Source organism: Cernens ardua (assembly GCF_051251085.1).
GTDB lineage: Bacteria > Pseudomonadota > Gammaproteobacteria > Pseudomonadales > Halomonadaceae > Cernens > Cernens ardua.
Genome location: NZ_JBPCZH010000006.1, coordinates 164,034 through 181,871 on the forward strand (window position 1 = coordinate 164,034; position 17,838 = coordinate 181,871).

A 17,838-nucleotide genomic window follows, 5' to 3' on the forward strand; every position below is an offset into this window, starting at 1 on the left:
GGAGGATCCTCATGAGACGCGTTGTAGTTACTGGTCTTGGCATTGTTTCCTGCCTCGGTAATGACAAGCATGCCGTGCTGGAGTCATTGCGTGAAGGCCGCTCTGGTATTCGCTTCAAGGAAGAATATGCACAAATGGGCATGCGAAGCCATGTCGCAGGCTCCATTGATATTGACGCTGAATCCCTGATTGATCGTAAGCAATTACGGTTTATGGGAGACGCAGCCACCTACGCTTACATCTCCATGCAACAGGCCATTGAAGATTCAGGCCTCTCGCCCGAAGAAGTCTCCAATGTACGTACGGGATTGATTGCAGGTTCTGGTGGGGCCTCTGCCAGCAATCAGGTGGAAGCTGCAGATACCCTGCGCCACAAAAGCTTGCGTCGTGTAGGCCCTTACCGCGTTACGCGTGTGATGGGAAGTACCGTATCAGCCTGTCTGGCGACACCTTTTAAAATCAAGGGTGTCAACTACTCTATCTCCTCTGCCTGTGCTACTTCGGCGCATTGTATCGGCGCTGCAATGGAACAAATCCAGTTTGGTAAACAGGATATTGTCTTCGCTGGCGGTGGTGAAGAAGAACACTGGACGATGTCCTGCCTGTTCGATGCGATGGGTGCGCTTTCTACCAATTTCAATGATGATCCTACCAAAGCATCGCGTCCATACGATGCTGATCGAGATGGTTTCGTCATTGCCGGTGGCGGTGGGATGGTCGTACTTGAGGAATATGAACACGCCAAGGCTCGTGGTGCCCACATCTATGCTGAGCTGGTAGGTTTTTCTGCCAACTCGGATGGCTACGATATGGTTGCGCCCTCCGGTGAAGGCGGTATGCGTTGCATGCAGCAGGCCCTGGCTACCACACAGGGTCCTATTGATTACATCAATACGCATGGAACCTCAACTTCAGTTGGCGATATTTCCGAACTCAAGGCTCTGCGCAGTGTTTTTGGCGACAATTCCCCTGCGATTTCCTCCACCAAATCCCTCACCGGACACTCACTGGGGGCAACAGGTGTTCAGGAAGCTATCTATTCCCTGCTCATGATGCAACATGACTTCATCTGTGCTTCTGCCAACATTGATTCACTGGATGAAAATGCAGAGGGGTTTGATATTGTTCGTAAGCGTCGTGATGGCGTCACCCTGAACCGTATCATGTCGAATAGCTTTGGTTTTGGTGGCACGAATGCCTGCCTGATCTTCGAGCGTTTGAAAGAGAAATAATCTGCTTCCCTTCAAAGGGTAATGAACTGTTTAGTTCAAACAAAACAGACCATGAAGGCTTCACGCCCATGGTCTGTTTTTTTATGAGGACTTTATGATGACAGATGACATGATCGTACTTTCACGAACGACGTCTGAAAAGTGACTCGTCCGTACTGCCGAGAACTATTCGTACTCGGCACTTTACAAGAAGATATTTAGACGCCCTATAATCGAACTCTGGTTTTGAGCCCTCGTATCCCCCCAAAAAATTCAGTAGAAAAAGCAACGGTGAGCTATTCAGAGTCGCCTTCAGCTTGTTGGGGAGATATTTGAGGGCGTGGCACGCTGATAATCTCGTCCAGCTGAGCATCTATCCAATTCACCACTTCATCCTGCACGTCGTTCACCGGGCGTCCGACGGTATCAATCGCCTCGCCGACCACGACATCAATCACGCCCGGTTTTTTGATCCATGAACCCGTCAGCCAGTGCTCTCCCCCATTGTGGGCCACTGGAATAATCTGTGCCCCTGCTTTCTGCGCCATCATAACGCCGCTTTTACTGAAAGGTTTGCGGTCACCAGGGGGGACGCGCGTGCCTTCAGGAAACATCAGCACCGAAAAACCTTCCTTCACACGTTCCTGCCCGCCTTTCATCATGGCCTTGAAGGCTTTGGAGGGATGAGAGCGATCAATGGCGATGGGATTAATCAAACGCAGAAGCCATCCAAATACAGGAATCTTCAACAGCTCCTTCTTGAGAACAGTACAGGTCGGTGGCTTCAATAGCTGAAGATAAAGGGTTTCCCACTCACTTTGGTGGTTGGATATAATAATACAGGGCACTTTGGGAAGATCACGGTTACCATGCACCTTGATTCGAATCCCACAGGTAATCCGTAACCACAACATGATTCCGTAATTATAGAAATTCAGGATACGGAAACGGCGGTGCTTGGAGGTTAGCAAGGCGATAGGTGCAACGATCAATCCTGTGATCAGCATTATGACGCCATAACCGAGGTAGAAGAGAATACTGCGTATTGCGTTCATTGAAAGATTCCGACTTGATCATGCGAATGTGATTACTATATCAAAAACATCCAGACAACGTATCGGAACAGACATCAAGATCGTCAATCAAAGCAGTAACAAACATGACATGACATGACATGACATGACATGACATGACGATGTTTCCATCCGATTAGGCAATGTAGTGTCATATTCTGGAAATGCGCTGTGGTCACATCAGGTCATTCGATAGGCAACACAGAATTACGGTAGTTCTGAGCCCAATGCCAAACGAGCTTCCAGCCAACGATGTGTCAAACGCTCCACTTCAATGCGCCAGGGCTTCTGGTGTACGCCGAAAGTACCCAACATATGACGACAATTTAACACCCGACGAACATTCCCCAGCCGATGCTCTACGGGCTCGACATGCCCCACGTGGTCAATCGATTGATCCAGGGCTTTCATCTGTTTGTCGAGTTGTTGGTGTACATACTGTACAAAATTGTAGACGCTGACAGGTTCGATCCCGGACATATGGTACGCACCCCAGCTGTCAGCGCCGTTATAGAGTTGCAAGAGCATGCCACAAATACCTCGGGCCAAGGCATCCACCGGGGTTGGTCCGATGTAGAGATCTTCCTCGGCAGGAACGATATGTCCACTGTACAGGCCTTCGAGTAATGAAGGTAGCCAGGCATCCTTTCCCTTTAAGCCGAACAGGGGGCCAAGACGAATCATGAGGAAATAACGAAGCTCTGTTCGCATACGATTGCCAACTGCCACCAGACGGCGACGTGAAGGAGAAACAGGCTCAGGAATCAGGGACTCTTCAATGGCACCATCATCGTAACCATATTCGTAGATTTCATCACTGACACACCATACCAGCGCGATCAATGACTGGCGGCAGAAATCAATCAATTGTTCGACAGCCTCAGCATGGGCCTCGATCGCCTCTTGGGAGATACTGTCCAAATGCGCCAGCGGCGGTACGATAATAGCGTAGACATCACCGACATCAAGGGAGAATACACTCGTCCAATCGTGCAGCTCAAGATCAACATCCAGACGCTCTTGTGTTTCGGCAACAAGCGCCAGACTCAAACAATGAGCAGGATCAACGACCAGAATCTTCACAAAAATGCCTCTCCAGATACCTTTACCAGCTGCAATTACAGCTCACGACGGTTTGGTTTGATGAACGATGGTTTGAGGAATGTCATGTTCACACATAGTGTTTTGCAGCGCTGAACAGGATAGCCCCACTGCTGATTCTACGATAATACAGGCAAGAAAATACAGGAGGCCATGGGAAGAGATAAAAGATGCGGGGTTGGGAAAATAAAAAAGTGGCTCCCGAATGGAAGCCACTATAGTTTTACTGTCATCAAGTGATCACTGATGCAAGCTGATCCCACAATACAGCGTACTGATTTATATCAGCATTAGGCATGAGCCGTTTTTTCTTCCCGACCGATACTGTCCAGATCCACGCCGGTGGTTTCAATCCGATATTTCCAGGTCACAATGGCACCGACAAGGGAAGCAACGACCAGCCCCCACAACACCGCAGTAGTACCTACACCGGCGAGTAACAGGGGGAATCCGAACGTAGTGGCAACAGCACCAATTTTCGCGAACATGGCGGCAAAGCCAGCACCCATACCACGTACTCGTGTAGGGAATACTTCCCCTGCCAACAGGTAAGTTTGAGAGTTAGGCCCTAAATTGGTCATGAAGTTGAACAGCATGAAGCCTGAGAATATCAATACCAGCTGTGAAGCCCCCGAGGTGAACATGGAGAGGGACGCCACTGCAAGCCCGATAGCGCAGCCAATAAAGCCGAATACCTGTAGTTTGATACGACCAATAAACTCCACCAGTGCAATCGCGACAAGAATACCGACAATCAACAGCGAGGTCGTCAATGCCGAGCCTTCGGCAGAGCGAATACTATTGGCAATCATGTCTTGCAGGCTATGCACTTCATGGCCATGCCCAAAGGCCGTCACCAGAATGGTTGGGGTAAATACACCGATACCGTAGGTGCCCAGATCCTGCAGGAACCAGGGCACAGCGGCCAGAACAGTGGCACGACGGTACGGTTTTTTGAAGAGACTACTGAAACTGACTTTATGGGCCTGTTGTGTACGTGTCTGGGAAGCAATCAGATTGATCTGCCCTACTGTCAACTGACGATTATTCAACAGGCGCGACAGTGAATTTTCCGCGGCACTCAATGCTCCACGCGAAATCAGCCAGTTCGCACTTTCAGGGATAAAGAAACGGGCAACCGTAATGACAATCGCCGGGGCTAACGCCGTGGCATACATCCAACGCCAGGCATTCAGTGCCGGATGCATGATCAGCACGATGGCACCGATTCCAATTCCGCACATGGCCCCGATGGCCTGGAAGGCAAATGCCCCTAGCACCATTCGTCCACGGGACTGACTGGGAAGGTTTTCAGAAAGAATCATGTGCGCCGTAGGATAATCACATCCCAATGCCATGCCCAACCCGAAGAGGCATACCACCAACATGGTATAGCTGGTACAGCAGATAAGCAGGACAAGAAAAGCAAGGAAGATGATCATTTCCGCAATAAACATTCGCTTGCGGCCAAAGTGATCCGACATTCCCCCAAGAAGAAAAGAGCCCACCAGAATACCGGCCAGAGTAGCAGAGGTGATCAACCCTTTTTCCGTGGCACCAATATGGAACTGGGCGGCAATAAGGGGAAGGGATACGCCTCCCATGAAGACAACGAACCCTTCAAAGAACTTGCCAGCGGCAGCCAGCGCCCAGATAGCCCACTGCATGGAAGACATGGGTGTAGAACGGGAAGGAGAACCATCCGGCCATGACGGGACTTCGTCAATATACTCCTGGACTGTTTTACCCCGGAATGAAGTAGAGGACTCTACAGCAATATTCATCGACTCTCACTCGGACAATTGAAAAATGGGGAGCACGCAGCAGTGTGCTCATCATCGTTTCTTTATGTACAGTATGAAAGCCTCAAATGACGGTAATGTTACAGTCGTCTCAAAATGACATGGCGAATGGTGAAAACAGAATCCAATTAGAGCACCATCTGCCCAGCGCTGTAGGTTCGCTGTAATTCAAGGTGTTCATCCAGCACAACCATGTCAGCACGATATCCCTCCCTTAATTGCCCTCTATCCTCCAGACCAAGATACTGCGCGGGTATCGTCGCCACACGTGCACTGGCATCGGCAAGGGAACGACCAATACTGACGAGATTCCGTACGGCCTGATCCAGCGTCAACGTACTGCCTGCCAAGGCCCCATTTGCCAATCGAACACACCGGCCATGCTTGAAAACCTGCTGAGTCCCAAGTCGATATTCCCCATCGGGCATACCGCAGGCAGCCGTCCCGTCGGTGATGGCATACAGATTAGGAATGGCTCTGAAGGCCACATTCAACGCACCTTGATGCACATGTTCAAGGTCTGGGATCACTTCGGCATACTCGGCGTTTGCCAATGCGAAGCCCAAAATACCCGGTGCCCGATGGGAAAAGGGCGTCATCGCGTTATAGAGGTGGGTAAAGCCTGCCACTCCTGCATGATAATAGTGTGCTGCCGTATCATAGTCGGCCAGCGTATGACCGGCCTGCACACGGACTTCCTGTGCCAACAGCCACTCCAATGCGCCGTTATTCTGTAAGCATTCAGGCGCCAACGTAATGACCTTGAGAGGCACAAGGTGCTGATACTGCTGCAGTTCCTCAATCGTACAGACACGCGTCGCATCCGGTTGAGCCCCCAGTTTCTTCGGGTTGATATAGGGCCCTTCCAAATGAACACCAATGACATCTGCGGTACTGATAGTTCCTGATGAAGATGATTCAGACTGCCGCCTCCTAAAGGCTGCAATACCCTCCAACGCATTAAGAATATCGGCATGGCTGGCGGTCATCGTCGTCGCCAACAATGTGGTCGTTCCATGTTGTGCATGGGTCTTTGCAATAGTCTCAAGGGCGTCCCCGCCTTCCATCACATCACGCCCACCGCCACCATGGACATGGAGATCAATAAACCCGGGGAGAATGTAGGGCGGCTGTATGGCGTGTTCTTCTACCGTATTCCCCTCAATGCGGACTAGTGTTTCGCCTTCCCAATAAAGCGTCCCTTGAATCCAGCCCCGAGGTGTCAAAATAGCGCCGGTTAATGTGTTCATTGTTCTACCTGATTATCCCGTTGTTACCTGTTCTTTCATCCTGCACGAACATTATCAGCCTACTGATCTGCCAGTTGCCGACCAAACATGGCGGCGCCACGAACGCCACTGGAATCCCCTTGCGTCGCTCGGCGTACCAGGGGAAGCGGTGTATCCGGGAAATAGTGTTTACGAATACCGGCCGGTATACCCGCGACCACTTCGTCAATGAGCGAAATGCCGCCACCCAATACGATAACCTGAGGGTTGATCAGTTTGACCAGATTAGCCAATGCGCTCCCCAGGATATCCTGATGAATATCAAAGACCCGCCGCGCCTCGGCTTTTCCATTTCTGAGATCAGCCACCCATCGTTGTGTGGTTGCGCCCGTTACACCCTGCCGTTCATATAGCCCTGCCAACCCGGGGCCGGCAATGTACTTTTCGAGGCATCCCGTTAGGCCACAACCACACGTGAGTAATGGCAATGTATAAAGCGACTGCAATTGCGCAGGCAACGGCAAATGCCCCCACTCACCCATAAGCTCATTCACTACAACACCGCGGATCGCAATACCCGCACCTGCCCCTGTACCCAGTATTGCCCCGACTACCTGTTGGTAACCTTCAGCAGCACCACCGGCATGCATTTCGGAATGAGTGAAACAGACACTGTCTTTGTCTATCGAGAGCGAACGCCCGATTCTGTCTGCTAAAAGCGCTTGGCCGTCAGGTTGATTCAGACACGGAATATTGGCCGAAAGGATAGAACCATCCTGCTTGACAACACCGGGAACTCCCATACCCACACTTCCCCTGACCTCAAAGCGTTGATCGGCTTCCGAGACCATCCTGTTCAATACAGAAGCAAAGGCATCGAAGTCATCGACGGGAGTAGGTTCACGCCACCGGTCCAGTAACTGCCACTGTTCATCGAAGACGGCCATTTCCATCTTCGTGCCTCCGACATCAATTCCGTAACTGAGCTGGCTCATAAAGGCCCTTTGGTATGTGGTTCCTGTTTCAGTATTCATGGCAGCATACCACTTTTTTGACGGCTGCCGTTTTAGCACTTGTTGCTCTGATGGGGCTCACGCCCAGGGAAGGTTTACTCTTCCGCACATAAAAAAGCCACGTTAAAGCAAAATCTGCTGACAACGTGGCTTTTTCTACAAGTGCCTTTTTAACAAGGCACTTCTCAGTGATGGCTTACCGCTTTTTAAACTAGCTCTTCGTCCACCTTACCTTCCTTGACAGCCATACGGGCTTCTTTCTTGACGTCAAGATTCAGGCATACCAGCCAGTACACGATGGCGGCCACCGGAAGCCCAATGAACATCGAAATATCGATACCGTGAGTATATTTGACAGCAAAACCAGTGAAGGGCTCGGTCACCATGAAGGGTACCATCGCCAACAATCCCACCAGATACGCAAAGATACCACGGAACCCCCAGCGTCCGTAGATGCCTTTCGGGTTAAATATCTCACTGATGACATAGCGCCCGCGTCTGACCAGAAAGTAATCTGCCAGGTTAACGGCTGTCCATGGCGTGAAAACATAAGCCATAAAGATCATCACGTTGGCGTAGAAAGTATTAAAGCCACTGGGACCAATCATTTGCGCAATGACGGAGATACCGGCAAAAAGGACCAGCACGGAAACGACACGAAGTGTGCGCGTAGGTTTGACCGGAATGAACGAATCCAGAATCGAGATCAGCGTCAAACTACCGCCATACTGGTTCAGCGACATGATGGAGACGAGGCCGATCACCATGGTGAGCAATGCAATCGTGCCACCCCCATGAACAAATTCATTACATGCGATGGCAACCGCAGTGCTGGGGTCCATTCCAGGTGCCTTGCTGCCCGCCAGAATACCAATAATGAAGACCCAAACACCTGCCAGCACACTGGGGAAATAGGTCCAGAAAAAGATGCTTTTTACGGGCGTGTTGGCAGGCAGGTAACGTGAGTAGTCAGAGACATACGGTGCCCAGCCCAGCTGGAATCCACTCACCACTACAAATATGGAAAAGAAATCAACCGCATTGAATTGGTTGAATGAGAGCATCGACCAGCTCAGATCCACATGATAGAACGCTGCAATGGTAATAAAGACGGTCACCAGCATCAGCGGAATGGCCATGATGCGGTTGATCAAATGGATCATCTTGTAGCCCATGATAGCGATGATCGTTCCTATTCCGCCAAAGAGCAGATACGCGACCCAAGGGGGCGTTCCAAACAGATACTCCCCTGCCGAGCCCGAAATAATGGCATCCGAAATATTGTAGGCACCGTAGTTGATCAGTGCGAATATCCATACAGATATGGCTGCACCTACATAACCGAACTGAGGACGTGACTGCACCAATTGTGGCAAACCAAGATGAGGCCCTTGCGAAGCATGGAAAGCCATGAAAATGGTACCGAACAAAGCCCCCACGACCGTCGCAACAATCGTCCACATCAGGCTTTGATGAGCCCCCATGGAGACAGCTGCAACACCAGTCGCCATGGGCGTAATGTTCATGTTGGAGACGAACCAGACAGCGCCCACATGCCAGGGTTTGCCATGACGGTCGGAGATGGGAATCCAGTCGACCGAGTGTACCTCGACCTGACTGTCGTTATTGCCGCCATCTGCTGCTGGTGAAGCCTGACCACCCGGCGTATTGATGTTCTCGTTGCCGCTTGATGCCATATATTTCTCCAGAAAAAGATGTGAATACTTTATATCGTTTTTAAATAATCATTTTGTGAGGGTAGTAGTTCCCTCAGAGAAGTTCTCTTAGAGAAGATACTTTAAAGAGAATGGGACATCGTTGTGCAGTACACACCATGAACCATAAATACTTCTTATGAATCATGCAATTATATCATTAATTTTGGTTATATTTTAGAGCGTAAAGTGAATCTTTACCGTGAAGAGCAGTAATTCAGTTTGAAATAAGCGCTTCTGCCAGTAGGCCAGCTCTTTGTTAAGATAGCGTGAGTCAGCGCTGAACGTTAGTGATTATTCTTGCCATGTCGCATTTAGACACTTCTGCTGACTGGCACTATGGTTAACCCCTGATTGCGCTTCCTCAGACAACCAACAGGCTTTCCCCTAGGATGATACAACAAGGAATGAGTCCGAAATGAACAAGTGGTCCATCGGCTTGATGACAGGCACAGTGCTGGATGGCTTCATCGATATTGCAGCGATTCGTAGTAACGGCGTAACCATTGATGAATTTGGTCCTTATGAGCTGGTCGCGTATCCCGACGATATACGCCCGCTTCTTGTTGAGGCGATGGATGCAGCGCGGGCATGGAATTTCGAAGGGCCTGAGCCCGCCATCTTCCGCGAAGCTGAAACACGCTTGAGCAAGGCTCAGGCAGAGGCTGTTGCTCACTTTCTTGAGCAACAGGGGATCAGCCCTTCCGAGGTGGAGGTCATCGGCTTTCATGGTCAAACGGTACTTCATGCCGCCCCGACCCCCGAACGTAAGGGGGCAACCCGTCAGCTGGGCGATGGACAGTTAATGGCAGACCATCTAGGGATTGATGTTGTCTATGACTTTCGTTCTGCCGATGTGGAAAATGGTGGTCAGGGGGCGCCTTTGGCAGCGGTCTATCATCAGGCTCTGTTACGTTCACTTCCCCGGAAAGCGCACTGGGCGATACTGAATTTGGGGGGAGTGGGCAATATTTCCGCCGTGGAAGGGGATACCCTGATTGCATTTGATACGGGGCCAGCCAATGCGCCGATCAATGACTGGATCTACCAACACTCAGGTAAAATCATGGATAAAGACGGTGTGCTTGCGGCAAATGGACAGGTAGATGAACCCCGCCTAGAGCGCCTCCTGAGGCATCCCTACTTTACCGCGCCCTATCCCAAATCGCTTGACCGCTTCGATTTTATGGCGTCCATGGCAGATGGGCTGAACGAAGCCGATGGTGCCGCCACATTAACCGCCTTCACAGCAGGTGCGGTCGCTAAAGGGATCGCTTTGTTATCTGAACGGCCCGAGGGGTTGATCGTCTGCGGTGGCGGGCGTCGCAATCCAACCCTGATGAAGGAAATTGCCCAGCGTTGCCAACTGGACGTCATCCCTGCCGAAGAGGTTGGCCTGAGAGGGGATGCTGTAGAAGCAGAATGCTTTGCTTTTCTGGCAGAACGCACACTGCATGACTTGCCCTTGAGCTTCCCCGGCACCACGGGAGTCGCAGCACCGCAGCGCGGGGGAAGGATAGCGAGAGCCAGGAAACTGTAATAGCAGGAAACAACTACATCAGGAAGCAATAGCAGCATGCCTTACAGGGATGGGCCCCTGGTAAAGACAGCTTATGGCAACAAGGGCTGAAGGTTACTGAATGGCAGATCGCTGACAAGCCACTGATGGAGCGCCCACATGACTACGTTACGAACAGCCTGTGCCTGCTGGGGAGGCGTTAATTCCTGTTGAAGCTGGTGTTCATTCTGGATCAGGCTATCGTCATAATCCTCATTATCTACAGACTGATCCACCAAGGAAGCGTCCTGACTGCCAAAGTAAGCTAATCCATAGGTCCATAATGTGTTTGAAAGGGGATATCGACCCGGTGCGTAGGGCATGGAAAGCGCATTGAGCGCGCGTGCGTCCCCCTGCCACGCGGATTGGGTCATTAACGTAAAACCTTGCCGATAATCATGATGAACACCTTTGCCGTCATACAATAGTAAGGCCAACTCATACTCCGCCGCTGCATTATTCTGTGCTGCTGCCTTTCGATACCAACAGGCAGCACGCTTCACATTCTTGCGTACCCCCACGCCTTGCATGTACATATTTCCCAGTGTAACTTCGGCAGCAGCATCATCCCCCCACTGCACACTTTTGCGTAACCAACGATAGGCCAGCGTATTATTTTGCGGCACACCCAACCCGTATAGATACTGGAATCCAAGCTCCGTCATACCAGCGGGGTCTCCCACTGCAGCGGTGTGCCTATACCACGTTGCGGCTCGCTCAAAACCACCATTCACGGTAGCAGGCTGCATGGTTTCGAATGTTGTTTCAGGGTTGGACAACTCATGTTCAGCCGATGCACGCAGCAATATCAGTTCTTGCGTCATGGCGGCTGAAAGCCCTATCCCCTGATCATACCGTTGTAGTGTGTAATCCTTTATTGCATATGCCTTTTGGCGTGAAGGCAACGTATTCCAGGACACGGCATCGTCACAATTCGACGGATAGTACAGTGTCCTACCGGAAAGGATAGCCAGATTGGCGAGTGCATTTTCATAAGCACCACTTCCCAAATGACCATTCAGCAAGACTTTATGGAACCAACATGCCCCTTCAGCGTAGTTGTAGGGTACCCCCTCACCCAATACGAAATATTGACCGAGTGCATCCGCTGCCTGAACATTGCCTTGATCTGCGGCCTTACGCGCCCAATAAAGGGATTGAGCACTATTTCGGGGGACCCCAATACCGTAGGCATATAATCTACTAAGCCCATTTTGAGCCTGGCTATTCCCCTTCACGGCGGCTTGGTGATAAGCATCGAAGGTCTGCTTCAATGCATCCTCCAATCCCGGGGTATACCCGATGGTTCCACTCAGGAAAGGAACATATTGGGAAGCAGGCAAGTCTGAAAGAGCAGGATCATCGACATTTTTAGTCTTATTGATCAATATCGCGGCGTGCGCAGGGATAATTATCGAAAAGGCAAAAAAAACAATAAGAAAGATTACAATCCATCGTGCTTGAGGAGTGCATATAACACGCTGTATACGGGCTATATTGAAACGATCCCTGAATGATAAAGAGTAGCGCATACCATACCCCGAATTTTAATCATTATTTTGATTCCCGAGATAACTATAGGGATGGAAAAGGGGGTAATCGTTCAAGGAGAAAGGAAAAATCAAGTACATTTCGCCGTTATTATTACGGTGTTTATGGTACTCCTGTATATCAGTAGTACCCTGTGTACTGCTGCTCCATTTGCGCTCACCAGGCATCCTCCCAAATGGTCACTACATGTTGGTGCGCTATGCCCCTTTCTCGCCCTGATTTTATTGAATCCTTTTACGCGCGATCCAACAGCAACATCAGTGCCCATCATCGTTATGTTGGCCATCGGCATTTTTTCATTTTCACGCGCTGAAAAGCGCTTGGCGAAAGAGGATTGGGTAATCGAGAATGATTAGGAAAGGATAATGCCTATTCCTTGCCATAATGTTCAAACCACCCTTCACGGGTGATTGCCCAAATGTCGGCGGGCTGTAGTCCTACAGATGCTCACCCATTCACATCCACGACCACCCTACCCCTCACGTTGCCCTCTAACAGCAAATGCGCATGGGAGATGGCATCCTCTAACGGAATGGTACGACTGATATTATCCAACAGTGTGTTATCCAATGTGTTTTCGAGCAGGCCCCATGCTTCAATGCGCCGCTCATAAGGTTGGGTCACGCTATTAATACCCAGCAGGCTAATGCCTCGGAGAATAAAGGGGGCAACCGTAGCAGGGAAATCCATCCCCTGTGCCAAACCGCAACTTGCAACAGCACCCTCTGGCTGGGTCGCTGCACAGGCATTGACGAGGGTATGACTTCCCACAGAATCTATGGCCGCTGCCCAGCGTACTTTACCCAGTGGACGCCCCGGTTCAGAGAGTGCCTGTCGGGGAATAATCTCACTCGCTCCCAGTGTTTTCAGAAACGATTCCTCTTCAGGACGCCCGGTGGAAGCGATCACGGAGTAACCACGCTTTGCCAATAATGCAATCGCATAACTCCCCACCCCGCCGTTGGCACCTGTCACGAGCACAGGGCCATTACTCGGCGTTAGGCCATGCCGCTCAAGTGCCATGACAGAAAGGGCTGCGGTATAGCCCGCCGTACCGATCGCCATGGCCTGATACTCGCTTAGCGTTTTAGGCAGTGGAATGAGCCAGTCACCATTCACAACGGCTTTCTGTGACAGGCCTCCCCAATGGGATTCACCGATGCCCCATCCATTCAATACGACGTTGTCTCCTGCCTGGTAACGTGGATGTTGGCTGGCAGTGACCGTTCCCGCCAAATCAATACCCGGCACCATGGGAAAGCGACGGACTACTGGCCCTTTGCCCGTAATGGCCAGAGCATCCTTATAGTTCAGCGTGGAGTAGGCCACATCAATGCAAACATTCCCCTCCATCAATTCGTGATCACCGATATCACGTAAGCGGGCGTGACTCTTTCCATCAGCCTGTGAAATCACAATTCCTTTGAACATGGCGGCCTTATTCAAGTGGTAGCGATGTTTATCAAATACATCGAAGTATAACGGTCCGAACACGGCTATAGATCAAGCACCGACTAATGTCGAAGGCCGAGAGGGATGAGCAAGTGAATTGGGTGACGGGCGGTCAATGACATTGGCATGTCAGGGGCATTAGCGGCGAACGATCCCCCTCCGCAATGATAATCTTGTGATACAAGAACGGCCTGCTTCATGACGGAAGCAAGCCGTTTTTTCCTGCCATTCCCTTACGTTTTCGTATAGGGCATATGATGATTCGTCCGGGTAAAAACCTGATGCTTACAGAACGCAAATATCAGGCACTGACCACCACTGATGGACATGTGTATAACGTTTCCCCAACGGACGTTTACAGTTTCCCCGTGAGGAATTGTGCTTCGCCATTACCGAAGGACCAGTCTTCGTCCGAGTTGGTCACATAATTGATCATGATATCCTGCGGAGAAATACCGCAGTGTTCATGCAGCCGTTCGGTCAGCACCTTGTTGAAGGTCACTTTCTCTTCACGTGTACGGGGCCGTGTGGTGATCGAGATAATAATGACGTCTTTCGTTCTTTGAATCCCAAGCCCTGTATCCTCAATACGCGTCATCGCCGGTTTGTGCTGGTACACCAGTTGATAACGATCGCCTTCAGGGGCCTTGAAGACTTCCAGCATGGTCTCATGTGCGACATCAAGCAGTTTGCCGATTTGTTCATCGGTACGACCTTCGAGCATATCAAAACGAATAAGTGGCATGGTTCTCTCCTTTTTATAAATACTGACTGTCGTCATCATAGTGCCAGTCAAATGGCACGGTAGTGGGTAGTGGCTATTACGCTACTGCTGCCGGGATAGAGGCAACTGAGGTTTCAGGAATAGTGGTGGATTGAGGCACTTGCTCCGTTTCCAGATCCGCCAGTATCATTGCCGCCCCTTTTTCACCAATCATGATACTGGGTGCATTCGTATTGCCCGATGTGATGGTGGGCATCACTGAGGCATCGGCAACGCGTAGATGGCGAATGCCGTGAACGCGTAATCGTGCATCTACCACTGCATCGGGGCCGGTGCCCATGGCGGCAGTACCTGCCGGGTGGAAAATGGTGGTGGCTATTTTGCCAATCGCGGCCAGTATCTCTTCATCCGTTTGGGCATCCGGACCCGGTCTGAGTTCGGTTGGGTTGAATTTGGCAAACCCGGATTGTGAAACAATGCGGCGTGTCAGTTTTACCGAATCAATGGCAACACGGCGATCGTGTTCGGTCGATAAATAGTTCGGATGAATATGAGGTGCCTGTTCTGGATCTTTCGAATCGATATGCACATACCCACGGCTTTCAGGGTTGACATTACAAGCCGCTGCGGTAATGGCATTGAAGGGGTCCAGTGCACCGCCAAAGGCGAGGAGGCTCAGGGGTTGGACGTGAAATTCAATATTACTGGTCGGCTGGTCTTCGGAAGATTTCGTAAAGATACCCAATTGGCTTGGCGCCATTGCCATGGGCCCGGAGCGATGCAACAGGTATTCGGTTCCTATTTTGGCTTTATCGAGCATTGAGCTGGAGCAGGTATTCAGCGTTTTCGCATTGTCTACCTTATAAACGCAGCGGATTTGCAGGTGATCCTGCAGGTTCTCCCCAACGCCGGGCAGATTCATGACAGTCTCGATGCCCAGTTTCTCCAGACGTTCCTGTTGCCCGATGCCTGAACGTTCGAGGATCGCTGGTGTTCCAATCGCACCACTGGACAGCACCACCTCACGACGTGCATAAGCGACGTGTTTGTGTCCATCAACGTGGTAGGCAACGCCTTTGGCTTCTCCTGATTCAATCAGCACTTTATCAGTACGGGCATGCAACGCAATATCCAGATTGGAGCGATGCAAGGCAGCATGCAGGAAGGCTCTGGAGGCACTGCAGCGCCATCCATTATGTTGGGTCACCTGAAAGTAGGACGAACCGGTATTGTCACCAGTATTGAAATCGTCAACTTTTTTGATACCGGCCTCTTCCGAAGCGTCTCTAAAGGCATCCAGAATTTTCCATGAGGTGCGCTGCTTTTCGACGTACAACTCCCCTTTGTCGTTATGATACGGGGAGACACCGCCGAAGTGGTGTTCGGATTTTAGGAAATAGGGAAAAACGTCTTTCCATCCCCACCCCTGATTGCCGAGTTCAGCCCAATGGTCGTAGTCAGTAGCCTGCCCGCGCATGTAAATCATGCCATTGATGGAGGAACAGCCACCCAATGTTTTGCCTCGGGGATAGTTCATGACTCTTCCCCCCAGGTTCTCTTCGATATCTGTCTTGAAGCACCAGTCCGTACGGGGGTTCCCCATGCAATACAGGTAACCGACCGGGATATGAATCCACAGGTAGTTGTCCTTGCCACCGGCTTCGAGTAACAGTACGCGATGCTCTCCTGACGCGCTCAAACGATTGGCGAGCACGCAGCCTGCACTGCCAGCCCCCACCACGATGTAGTCATATTCCTCCACCTCTTCCAGTTCTGATGCTTTTAGAATGCTCATGTTGGCTCTCTCTCGTTGGTTCTCTCTTATTTGCTCTCGTTATGTTTTTTGCTCTCTCGGTTTGATTATCGGGTAGCTGACTTTTTATTAGACTGATCAGTCTAAATTTGGCCTAAAAAAATCAGGACGTCACCATGGATAAAAAATCCTCTACAAAGATGTGAACGGGGGTAACGTCCTTGTTATTTCTGGCGCGTTGCAGGGCACCGTGATAACTGGTCCAGATCAAACTTGATAACCGCTCGGGATCAATCGTTGGAGAGACCTCCCCTACATCGATCGCTTCGCGCACACAGAGGGCCGTTTGCTGCTGCCATGAGGTGAGCGTACTTTCGACCAATTCTTTCATGTCATCGGAAAGAAAGTAGTACTCCTGAGAGAGTTTGTTGACGAGGCAACCCGACTGATAATGACAGGCAATCATGTGCTCAAGATCATCCATGATGAATGTCTTCAGGCGCATGAGAGGCGATGTGTCGGGGAGCATAAGAAAGCGGCTCAGGCGCTCACTGTAGGCTCGTGCATAACGCTCCAGTACGATTTTTCCGAGTGCATCCTTACTGGCAAAATAATGGTAGAAAGACCCTTTCGTAACCTGACCTTCTGTCAGGATGCGGTCCAGGCTGGTCAGCATAAAGCCGTCACATGAAAACAAACGCATACCGACCTGAATGATCGTTTCACGCGTTTCCAGATTATCTGCCTGCACTTTGGGGGGACGCCCCCGTGTTCGTCTTTTCAATTCAGCCATGAATGTATTAATAAACCTATCGGTCTAAAATATCAACAGGAACGCAATACGAGAGGATTAGACGTTAGATGGAGAGAAGGCAAACACGCGAGGGGGCAAGCCACAGAAAGGCCATGCCAGAAGGATAAAAAGAGAGAGCAGTAATGTGGGCAAAAAGAAAAGCCCCTGAAAGAGGGGCTTTGAAGGTAGTGCTACTTTGATAAATCGCCCGTTAAAACGGAATCTCGTCATCAAAATCATCAAAGCTGGACGGATTCGGTGCACCGGTATTCTGCTGCGGCGCATTGTTGGGTGACGATTGAGGCGCGCTCTGGCCGCCCTGATTGCCGCCGCTCTGGTTACCATAGCTGCTGCCACCCTGCTGACCATACCCCTGATTATTGGAAGGCTGGTTGCCGTAGCTCTGGTTACCCTGATTCTGGTTACCGTAGCTTTGATTACCACCGCCCTGCTGAGGTTGATAACCGCCCTGACCGCCCCCATTATTAGGAGTATCACCGTTACCACGGGTATCCAGCATCTGCATGTCGTTGGCAACGATTTCGGTTGAATAGCGGTTCTGGCCATCCTGCCCCTGCCACTGGCGAGTTTGCAGGCGCCCTTCAATATAAAGGCGAGATCCTTTACGCACGTACTGCTGGGCGATTTCTGCCAGTTTGTTGAACATGACAACCGAGTGCCACTCCGTGCGCTCCTGACGCTGGCCTGACTGACGGTCATTCCAGCTGTCTGTGGTCGCCAAACGCAAGTTACAGACAGGCGCACCCGAAGGCATAAAACGCACTTCCGGATCCTGACCAACATTGCCGATCAAAATCACCTTGTTCACACCGCGGGCCATATCGGCTCTCCTTGAATACTGT

At 50.8% G+C, this 17,838-nt stretch carries 15 protein-coding genes; 3 read left to right on the forward strand and 12 right to left on the reverse strand.

Annotated elements, in window-relative coordinates; genetic code table 11:
• Positions 1-11: 11 nt before the first annotated feature.
• Positions 12-1,232, forward strand: coding sequence for a beta-ketoacyl-ACP synthase I (fabB, locus tag LMG33818_RS11225; protein WP_442323483.1), 1,221 nt, complete (start codon positions 12-14; stop codon positions 1,230-1,232).
• 275 nt (positions 1,233-1,507) lie between these two features.
• Here the strand turns inward: fabB and LMG33818_RS11230 are convergent, their stop codons facing one another.
• The 6 genes from LMG33818_RS11230 to LMG33818_RS11255 all read right to left on the reverse strand — a co-directional run bounded on the left by LMG33818_RS11230 (position 1,508) and on the right by LMG33818_RS11255 (position 9,126).
• Positions 1,508-2,266 carry a lysophospholipid acyltransferase family protein gene (locus LMG33818_RS11230; protein WP_442323484.1) on the reverse strand — a complete coding sequence of 253 codons (759 nt, stop codon included), beginning with the start codon at positions 2,264-2,266 and terminating at the stop codon, positions 1,508-1,510.
• Positions 2,267-2,491: 225 nt separating this feature from the next.
• The gene (locus tag LMG33818_RS11235) at positions 2,492-3,367 is read right to left on the reverse strand and encodes a sugar nucleotide-binding protein (RefSeq protein WP_442323485.1); all 876 of its coding nucleotides are present in this window, start codon (positions 3,365-3,367) and stop codon (positions 2,492-2,494) included.
• 308 nt (positions 3,368-3,675) lie between these two features.
• A complete protein-coding gene (locus LMG33818_RS11240; protein ID WP_442323486.1) occupies positions 3,676-5,169 on the reverse strand; it encodes an MFS transporter in 1,494 nt (497 codons plus the stop codon).
• A gap of 146 nt (positions 5,170-5,315) precedes the next feature.
• Complete coding sequence (locus tag LMG33818_RS11245) at positions 5,316-6,437, reverse strand: N-acetylglucosamine-6-phosphate deacetylase (RefSeq protein WP_442323487.1); 1,122 nt, start codon at positions 6,435-6,437, stop codon at positions 5,316-5,318.
• 59 nt (positions 6,438-6,496) lie between these two features.
• Positions 6,497-7,411, reverse strand: coding sequence for an ROK family protein (locus LMG33818_RS11250; protein ID WP_442323488.1), 915 nt, complete (start codon positions 7,409-7,411; stop codon positions 6,497-6,499).
• Between the two features lie 224 nt (positions 7,412-7,635).
• Positions 7,636-9,126 carry a purine-cytosine permease family protein gene (locus tag LMG33818_RS11255; RefSeq protein WP_442323489.1) on the reverse strand — a complete coding sequence of 497 codons (1,491 nt, stop codon included), beginning with the start codon at positions 9,124-9,126 and terminating at the stop codon, positions 7,636-7,638.
• Between the two features lie 436 nt (positions 9,127-9,562).
• Here LMG33818_RS11255 and LMG33818_RS11260 point away from each other — a divergent pair, with 436 nt between their 5' ends.
• Positions 9,563-10,684 carry an anhydro-N-acetylmuramic acid kinase gene (locus LMG33818_RS11260; RefSeq protein WP_442323490.1) on the forward strand — a complete coding sequence of 374 codons (1,122 nt, stop codon included), beginning with the start codon at positions 9,563-9,565 and terminating at the stop codon, positions 10,682-10,684.
• Positions 10,685-10,755: 71 nt separating this feature from the next.
• Here LMG33818_RS11260 and LMG33818_RS11265 read toward each other — a convergent pair whose 3' ends face one another.
• Positions 10,756-12,090 (reverse strand): tetratricopeptide repeat protein, encoded by a 1,335-nt coding sequence (locus tag LMG33818_RS11265; protein WP_442323491.1) that lies wholly within the window; start codon positions 12,088-12,090, stop codon positions 10,756-10,758.
• Positions 12,091-12,285: 195 nt separating this feature from the next.
• Between LMG33818_RS11265 and LMG33818_RS11270 the strand changes: the two genes are divergently transcribed.
• Positions 12,286-12,609 (forward strand): hypothetical protein, encoded by a 324-nt coding sequence (locus LMG33818_RS11270; protein WP_442323492.1) that lies wholly within the window; start codon positions 12,286-12,288, stop codon positions 12,607-12,609.
• Between the two features lie 91 nt (positions 12,610-12,700).
• Here the strand turns inward: LMG33818_RS11270 and acuI are convergent, their stop codons facing one another.
• The 5 genes from acuI to ssb all read right to left on the reverse strand — a co-directional run bounded on the left by acuI (position 12,701) and on the right by ssb (position 17,816).
• On the reverse strand, positions 12,701-13,747 hold the full coding sequence (acuI, locus tag LMG33818_RS11275; protein WP_442323493.1) for an acrylyl-CoA reductase (NADPH): 1,047 nt from the start codon (positions 13,745-13,747) through the stop codon (positions 12,701-12,703).
• 313 nt (positions 13,748-14,060) lie between these two features.
• A complete protein-coding gene (locus LMG33818_RS11280; RefSeq protein ID WP_442323494.1) occupies positions 14,061-14,450 on the reverse strand; it encodes a tautomerase family protein in 390 nt (129 codons plus the stop codon).
• Positions 14,451-14,526: 76 nt separating this feature from the next.
• On the reverse strand, positions 14,527-16,224 hold the full coding sequence (locus LMG33818_RS11285) for a GMC family oxidoreductase (protein WP_442323495.1): 1,698 nt from the start codon (positions 16,222-16,224) through the stop codon (positions 14,527-14,529).
• A gap of 121 nt (positions 16,225-16,345) precedes the next feature.
• Complete coding sequence (locus LMG33818_RS11290; protein ID WP_442323496.1) at positions 16,346-16,975, reverse strand: TetR/AcrR family transcriptional regulator; 630 nt, start codon at positions 16,973-16,975, stop codon at positions 16,346-16,348.
• Positions 16,976-17,186: 211 nt separating this feature from the next.
• Complete coding sequence (gene ssb / locus LMG33818_RS11295; RefSeq protein ID WP_442323497.1) at positions 17,187-17,816, reverse strand: single-stranded DNA-binding protein; 630 nt, start codon at positions 17,814-17,816, stop codon at positions 17,187-17,189.
• Positions 17,817-17,838 lie beyond the last annotated feature (22 nt).